This window comes from Mesorhizobium sp. M2A.F.Ca.ET.039.01.1.1 (genome assembly GCF_003998035.1).
Taxonomy (GTDB): Bacteria; Pseudomonadota; Alphaproteobacteria; order Rhizobiales; family Rhizobiaceae; genus Mesorhizobium.
In genome coordinates, this window is the sequence record NZ_RZRY01000675.1 from 1 (window position 1) to 3,332 (window position 3,332).

Genomic DNA, 3,332 nt, shown 5'->3' on the forward strand with positions numbered 1-3,332 from the left:
GTGACGATGTCGGGCAGGCCGGCGATCGGCGTATAACCGATGTTCTCGTTGCCGGTGACTATGATGCGCTGGCCTGCCTTGCCCAGAAGCAGCAGAGCCTCCTCGAAGCGGGGCTCGAAGCCGGTCAGGAAGGCGATGTTGGCGGCGTGCTCGCGGTCGGCATAGACAACCAGCCAGTCGGCGCCGGACTTGTTGATGGCGCGGGCGCAGCGCGTTTCATATGTCGCGGCCGGGATGGCGGGGCGCTCGACCGGAAGGCCGAAATCCGGGATATCCACGTTGCGCAGGGTGACGGTCATTTCTGTCCTCGTTGATGCTATGCCGATGGCGCCGCGATGGACGACCGGCTTGGGTGGCAGGCACGCTATTCTCGCGCCAGAAATCCGATGGCCGACGGCAGGAGAGCGCAGGTTGCCGTGCTGCCGGGGGTCAACTCGCGGGCTATTGCGGAGGGCGCGAGCACGCTCAGTTCCTGGCCGTCGGCCGTGATGACGGTGACGCGTTCCGACGTGCCGACGAAGGACACGTCGGCGACCGTGACAGAGAAGGAGACCGCGCCAGGCGCCACATCGCCGAGGGTGATGTCTTCCGGGCGGACCCAGACCGTGATCCCGCCGTCGCCGTGACGCGTCCGGTCATAGGCGGCGGGCATCGGCACGCGGATGCCGAAGAGATCGAGTTGCGCGCCGTCCGTTTGAGCCGACAAGATGTTGTTGCCGGCGAGGAAGCCGGCGACGAAGCGCGAGGCCGGCGCCCGGTATATTTCGCGCGGACTGCCGATCTGAACGATGTTGCCGTTCTGGAAGACGGCAATGCGGTCCGACATGGCGTAGGCCTCTTCCTGGTCGTGCGTGACGAAAACGAACGTGACGCCGGTTTCCTGGTGGAGACGCTTCAACTCACGCTGCATGGCGTCGCGCAGCTTGCGATCGAGCGCCGAGAGAGGCTCGTCGAGCAGCAGGATCTTCGGTCCGAAAGCAAGCGCGCGGCCGATGGCCACGCGCTGCTGCTGGCCTCCGGACAGTTCGCGCGGCTTGCGTGCGGCGAGCTGGTCGAGGCCGACCAGCTTCATGACTTCGTCAACGCGCGCGGCGATGCGCGCGTTGTCCCATTTGCGCACGCGCAAGGGGAAGGCGATGTTGTTTGCCACCGACAGATGGGGAAACAGCGCATAACCCTGGAAAACCAGGCCGAAGTTGCGGTCCTCGGGATCGACGCCGGTGATGTCGGCGCCGTCGAGCAGGATCGTTCCGGAGTCCGGCCTGGTAAAACCGGCGATCGACATCAGCAGGGTCGTCTTGCCCGAGCCGGATGGGCCGAGCAAGGTCACGAATTCGCCCTCGTTGATCGACAGGTCGACGCCGTCGAGCGCGATTGCCGATCCGTAGGCCTTGCGAAGCGTGCGGATGTCGAGGAAAGCCATTCAGTTCGGGTCCCGGGCGAGCGGCCCTGTCGAGCAATGGATGCCGCCGCCGTTCAGTTCGATGCATTCATAGTCGAGCGTCAAGATGGTGATGTCGGCCTTGTCCAGCCGCTCGGCGAGCCGGGGAGTACGGGTGGCATGCATGACGACCCTGCCGGGCGCGATGGCCAGGCAGTTCAACGAGAAGGCATTATCCTCGGGCGGCAGCTCGATCAGATTCATGCCGCGCTTTTTGAGGCGGTCGATGAAGAAGTAAGGGAGCTCGTTGATGTTGATGATGGCGGTCTCGTGATCGATCATCATGAAGCTGCCGTCGATGTGGATTCGATAGCCCGGCATCGGCACCTTGATCAGCTCGACGCCGAGGCTGTTCAGGATCATCTCGACCTGGCGGATGCCTTCCTCGTTGCAGGCGACGGAGAGCGAGCAGACCGCCGTCTTTTCGTCGATCAGCGCGAAGCCGCCACCCTCGAACACCGCTTCGCCATGCAACGTTCCCAGGATCGGGCAGCCGGCCCTTGCCAGGGCCTGGGTGACCATCAGTTCCTCGCCGCGGCGAGCGCGCCGGGCAAGGCGGGTGACGATGGCGCCGCCTTTGACGCCGATGACGCTGTCGCGGCAGAAGGTCGACTTGAGCGCGCCGGGCGCTGCCTTCTCGGTGAGGATCACATCGACGCCTTCCGAGCGAAGCAGCGCGGTGAACGCGTCATGGGCCGCCTGCATGGCGGCGAGATCTGGCGGCGTCTTACCCATGAAGTACCAACCCTTCTCCGGATCGCCGAAGCCGCCGATCTCAGGCATCGGCTTGTTCTTGTCGACGACGTTGATCTCCTCGCCCGGGCGATGCATCAGCACCGCGCGCAGCTTGCCGACATCGTTGGTGCAGCCCCATGGGCGTCCCCAGACGCGCGTCTGCTCCTCCGGATCGTGGAAAGCCGGCGTCGGCACCGATCCGAATGTCTGGAAGAACTTCGCCTCGCGATATTCGTGTTCGCTCATTGCGGCGGTGTGTGCTGACATGTCCTTGATTTCCTTTCTGAACTTGTGGACTGGATGAGGGGTTCACGACCGGCGCTGCGCAAGACGCTCCCATACGGTCAAGCGCAGCAACAGGCAGATGATGGTGACGACGAGCATGACGGTGGCGATGGCGGCCAGCGCCGGGTCGACGGCGTCGGCGATGCTTGTCCATATCTTGCGTGGCAGCGTCACCAGCCGACGGCTGGTGATGAAGAGCGTCACCGTGATCTCGTCCCAGGAGACGATGAAGGCCAGGATGGCGCCGGCGATCGTGCCCGGCAGGATATTGGGCAGGATCACCCTGCCAAAGACGGTGGGCGGGCGGGCGCCCAGCGATCGCGCGGCCTGGACGAGGCGTGGATCGAGGTTCGACAGCGAGGCGCCGATCGCCAGAACGGCAAGCGGCATCGCCAGGATGGCATGAACGATGGTGACGCCGAGCCAGCTGTCGAGCAGCGACAGCTTCGACCACAGCCGCACCATGCCGACAGCATAGATGATCGGCGGCACGATAAGCGGCGAGAGCAGAATGATGCGCAGGGTCGAGGGCCATCGCCCGGCATAGACCCAGGCGCCGATGGCGAAGGCCGCCGACACGCCGGTTGCGGCGATGCTGGAGGCGAGCGCTATGCCCAGGCTGGTCAGGATGCTCGGCAGCCAGCCGGCGCGCCAGTCCGCAAGCGAGGCAAAGTGCTGGAATGAGATGCCACTGGTCGGCAACGACAAATAGTCCTTCGCCGTCAGCGCCACCGGCACGACCACCAGGACGGGCACGAAGAGGAAGGCAAGCAGCAGCCATGCCAAGGTCCAGGGCAGCCAGCGCTCGCCTATGCGACGCAAACGCGGGCTCATCGGCGTCCGCCTTCGAAGGCGGCGCGAAGCGCGGGAC

3 protein-coding genes and 1 pseudogene are annotated in these 3,332 nt (G+C 65.1%); all 4 read right to left on the minus strand.

Annotation, left to right across the window (positions count from 1 at the left end; genetic code table 11):
* Nucleotides 1-299, minus strand: a pseudogene (locus tag EOA24_RS31620) (Xaa-Pro aminopeptidase); the annotation flags it as partial.
* A 65-nt stretch (nt 300-364) separates the two neighbouring features.
* Nucleotides 365-1,423: an ABC transporter ATP-binding protein gene (locus EOA24_RS31625; RefSeq protein ID WP_126082674.1), complete on the minus strand. Its 1,059-nt coding sequence runs from the start codon at nt 1,421-1,423 to the stop codon at nt 365-367.
* A complete protein-coding gene (locus tag EOA24_RS31630; protein WP_126082675.1) occupies nt 1,424-2,443 on the minus strand; it encodes an arginine deiminase family protein in 1,020 nt (339 codons plus the stop codon).
* A 42-nt stretch (nt 2,444-2,485) separates the two neighbouring features.
* Entirely contained in the window at nt 2,486-3,295 is an 810-nt protein-coding gene (locus tag EOA24_RS31635; RefSeq protein ID WP_126082676.1) for an ABC transporter permease, read from the minus strand.
* Nucleotides 3,296-3,332 lie beyond the last annotated feature (37 nt).